Source organism: Candidatus Nanopelagicales bacterium, from assembly GCA_018003655.1.
GTDB lineage: Bacteria > Actinomycetota > Actinomycetes > S36-B12 > UBA10799 > JAGNDY01.
Map to the genome: position 1 here is coordinate 1 of JAGNDY010000080.1, position 3,615 is coordinate 3,615.

The window sequence follows — 3,615 nt, forward strand, 5'->3', positions numbered from 1 at the left end:
CTGGGTGCTAGCTCTTCACCAGGCGGGCAATTGCCGCAGATGCCTCGGTCAGTTTTGCGTCGGCTTCAATGCCGCCTGCGGCGACGGCCTGGACAACACAGTGGCGCAAGTGTTCGTCAAGAAGTCCAAGAGCGAGGGCATCGAGTGCTTTGCTCGCCGCCGAAACCTGGGTCAGTACGTCGATGCAATACGTGTCGGATTCGACCATCCGCTCGATTCCGCGGATCTGACCCTCGATCCGGCGTAGTCGTTTGAGCTGTGCCTGTTTGGTGTCTGAGTATCCGGGTGTCGTCATTGGCTCACCTGCGCACATCGGTCTGACGGACTGCCTACTTGAACAACATACCCCTAGGGGGTATTCCTGACTAGAACCCGGAGATGCCTTTGAGCGGGAAGTGCGCTGCTGTGACTCGCAGTTGTCCACCGCCGGTCCGGTGCTCGCGTGGCCCGCTGGCCGGGCAGGTAATGTGCGACCAAAGCCCAACGCGACGACTAGGTGGCAAGTGACGTGTGGAGAGTTGTGCTGCGGGGCCTCACGGCCCACAAGCGGCGACTGATCGGAACATGCTCTGCCGTCATTCTTGGCGTGGCCTTCCTGGCAGGCACCCTGGTTCTCAGCGACACCATGCGAGCGAGCTTTGACGGGATCTTCGCAGCGGCCAATGCCGGCACAGATGCCGTCGTCCAGGGATCGGAAGAGGTCGGCGCCGGCGTAGACAGCCAACCGTCGTTGGTCCCCGAATCGTTGATACCTGAACTTGAGAAGGTTCCCGAGGTTGCCTCGGTCGAGCCGACTATCCAAGGGGTCGCGCAGATAACCGGGTCGGATGGAAAACCCGTGGGCGCCGACGGACCACCCTCGTTTGCTGGCAACTGGGTCCTGAACACCGGCCTCAACCCCTACAAGATTGTCGACGGCCAAGCGCCCACCAAGGCAAACGAGGTGGTCATCAATCGCGGGGCCGCCAAAGCCGGGGATTTGACGATTGGTTCAACGACCACGGTGCGCTTCCCCGATCCGGTGAAGATGACCGTTGTCGGTATCGCGACCTTCGGCTCCGAGGACGGCATCGGTGGCACGACATACGCCGGGTTGACCTTCAAAGACGCCCAGAAGTATCTCGGCTACCCGGGCAAGGTCAACGCGATCACGCTTCAGGCCAAACCCGGTGTGAGCCAAGACCAATTGGTCGCTGCGGTCAATCCAATCTTGCCCAAGGGCACGGAGGCCGTCACTGGCACGCAGCTCACCGCTGATCAGAACGAGCAGATCAACTCCGGTTTCCTGGGATTCTTCAAGACCTTCCTGCTCGTATTCGCGGTCATCGCGCTGGTGGTGGCGAGCTTCAGCATCTACAACACTTTCGCCGTGACGGTGGCGCAACGAACGCGTGAGTCCGCGCTGCTGAGGGCAATTGGAGCGTCGCGAGCGCAGATCATGCGCTCGCTGACGGCCGAGTCGCTGGTGATCGGCATCATCTCGTCCGTCGTCGGGATTGGTGCGGGTGTCGCATTGGCCGCGGGCCTCAAAGCGCTGCTAGACGCCATTGGTTTTGGTCTACCCGCAGGTGGGCTGACGGTCTCGGCTGGGACCATCGCGTTGTCCGCGACCGTCGGCATCGTCGTGACGGTGCTGGCAAGCGTGCTACCAGCAATCAGGGCATCGCGCATTCCACCACTGGCTGCGCTGCGAGACGTCTCCATCGACAACTCGAGCGCTTCGGTCACGCGCAAGTGGCTAGGAGCAGTGATTGGTGGCCTGGGTCTGATCATCCTGGTAACGATGGCCTTCTCATCTGATGCGTTGATTCTTCAGCGCGCTGCCGTCGGTGCGGGTATGACTTTCGTCGGGTTCCTCATCTTCGCTCCGATTCTGGCTCGCCCGGTGGCGATCATCATGGGTACACCGTTGCGGTGGGCCCGCGGGGTCGCTGGTGGGATGGCTCAACGCAATGCCATGCGTAACCCCAAACGGACAGCCAATACGGCGGCCGCGCTGGTTGTCGGCGTAGCGGTGGTGACCCTATTCACCATCTTCGCCTCATCCATCAAGACCTCGATCGACTCCAGCGTCGCGGGATCGTTCAAGGGCGAGTTGGTGATGTCATCGAACAACTTCGGTGGCCCGGGCTACAGCCCAAAGATGACGGCGCAGATCAACGAGTTGCCGGAGGTTTCGGCGGCTGCTGCGCTCGCGACCGGCACCGTCATTGCCAACCAGAAGCAGTTGATCGTTACCGTCGCTGATCCCGCCCTGCTCAGCCAGGTCCTTGATGTTCCGGCCAGAGGAACTGCGATCGGCCAACTCACGGCCAAGCAGCTTGCGTTGTCGCGGGATACGGCGGCATCAAATGGCTGGGACGTCGGATCGCAGGTGCCTGTCGTCTTCACTGACGGCACGGTGGTGATCATGACCGTTGGTTCGGTTTACGAGGGTGAAGAGATCGTCGGTAAGGGGATCGTGCCGTTGGCGACCTACTCCCAACATGTCAAGCAGGTCAGTTCAACGACCGAACTCATCAAGCTCAAGGACGGTGTCTCGGTTCAACAGGGCCAAGCGGCAGTTCAAGCGGTCGCCGACAGCTTCGGCGCCGGCAATGTCCAGACCCGCGACGAGTTCATCAAGTCCGCATCGGGTCAGATCGACCAGCTCCTGAGCATCGTGTACGTCCTGCTGGTACTGGCGATCGTCATCGCCTTGATGGGGATCACCAATACCTTGTCACTGTCGATCCACGAGCGAACCCGCGAGTTGGGCCTGCTCCGCGCGGTCGGGCAGTCCCGCAGTCAGACGCGCTCCATGGTGCGGTGGGAATCGGTGATCATCGCGCTGTTCGGGACGCTTTCCGGTCTGGTCTTGGGCATCGTGCTCGGATGGGCGCTCATGAAGGCCGTGCAGTCCGAGCAAGCAGTCGCGGAGTTCTCACTGCCAATTGGTGAACTCGTCTTTGTGGCGATAGTCGGTGGCCTCGTCGGCGTCATTGCTGGACTACGACCAGCCATACGAGCCTCAAGATTGAACATCTTGGCAGCCATCAATGCCGAGTAGCCGGAACTTCAGCCTCACGTAGGCGATCCAGTGAATGCCCGGTCGCGGCCACCCCGCCCGCTTGGCGTCCGAATCGGGCGCCAAGCGTTACGTGCGGGCCATCCACGTACCGCGTCGCTGCTAGGCGGCGATTTCGGCGGTGTCCGCTGAGCGTTTGCGCAGCAGCACTCCGATTCCAACGACAACAGCAAGGGCACCGAGGATGAGAGCGATTTTCTTCATGTCCACACGCTGTCACGGTCGCAGCGGGGGTGTCTAGGCAGACGACGCAACTGTCACGCAGGTGAGGCCGACTTACTGAACTGCGGTGCCACCCGGTCCCTTGCATTGAGGACTTTGGTCACGTAATCCTCGGTCTCGGCGTACGGCGGGATGCCGCCATACTTCTGAACGGCACCGAGGCCGGCGTTGTAGGCGGCCAACATCAACTTGGTGTTGTTGCCTGAAATCGACCGAACTTCGTTGTACTGGACGCAGTTGAACTTCGCCGCCGTTGCGATCGAGTCGGCGGGGTTGAACGGATCGGCTCGACCGTTGCCGTCGGCATCGGTTCCGTATCGCGCCCA

The 3,615-nt window shown here is 61.4% G+C and carries 3 protein-coding genes; 1 reads left to right on the forward strand and 2 read right to left on the reverse strand.

The genetic code is table 11. From position 1 onward, the window contains the following. Nucleotides 1–7: 7 nt before the first annotated feature. Complete coding sequence (locus tag KAZ48_09515; GenBank protein MBP7973026.1) at nt 8–295, reverse strand: metal-sensitive transcriptional regulator; 288 nt, start codon at nt 293–295, stop codon at nt 8–10. Nucleotides 296–508: 213 nt separating this feature from the next. Between KAZ48_09515 and KAZ48_09520 the strand changes: the two genes are divergently transcribed. Next, a complete protein-coding gene (locus tag KAZ48_09520) occupies nt 509–3,049 on the forward strand; it encodes an FtsX-like permease family protein (GenBank protein MBP7973027.1) in 2,541 nt (846 codons plus the stop codon). 275 nt (nt 3,050–3,324) lie between these two features. On the opposite strand, the gene KAZ48_09525 is transcribed toward KAZ48_09520, so the two are convergent. Further along, the coding region (locus tag KAZ48_09525; GenBank protein MBP7973028.1) for a transglycosylase SLT domain-containing protein at nt 3,325–3,615 on the reverse strand (291 nt) is incomplete at its 5' end.

Excerpts from the sequence above, each read along its gene's own strand:
- KAZ48_09515 (MBP7973026.1), bottom strand. The coding sequence starts at position 295 with ATGACGACACCCGGATACTCAGACACCAAACAGGCACAGCTCAAACGA.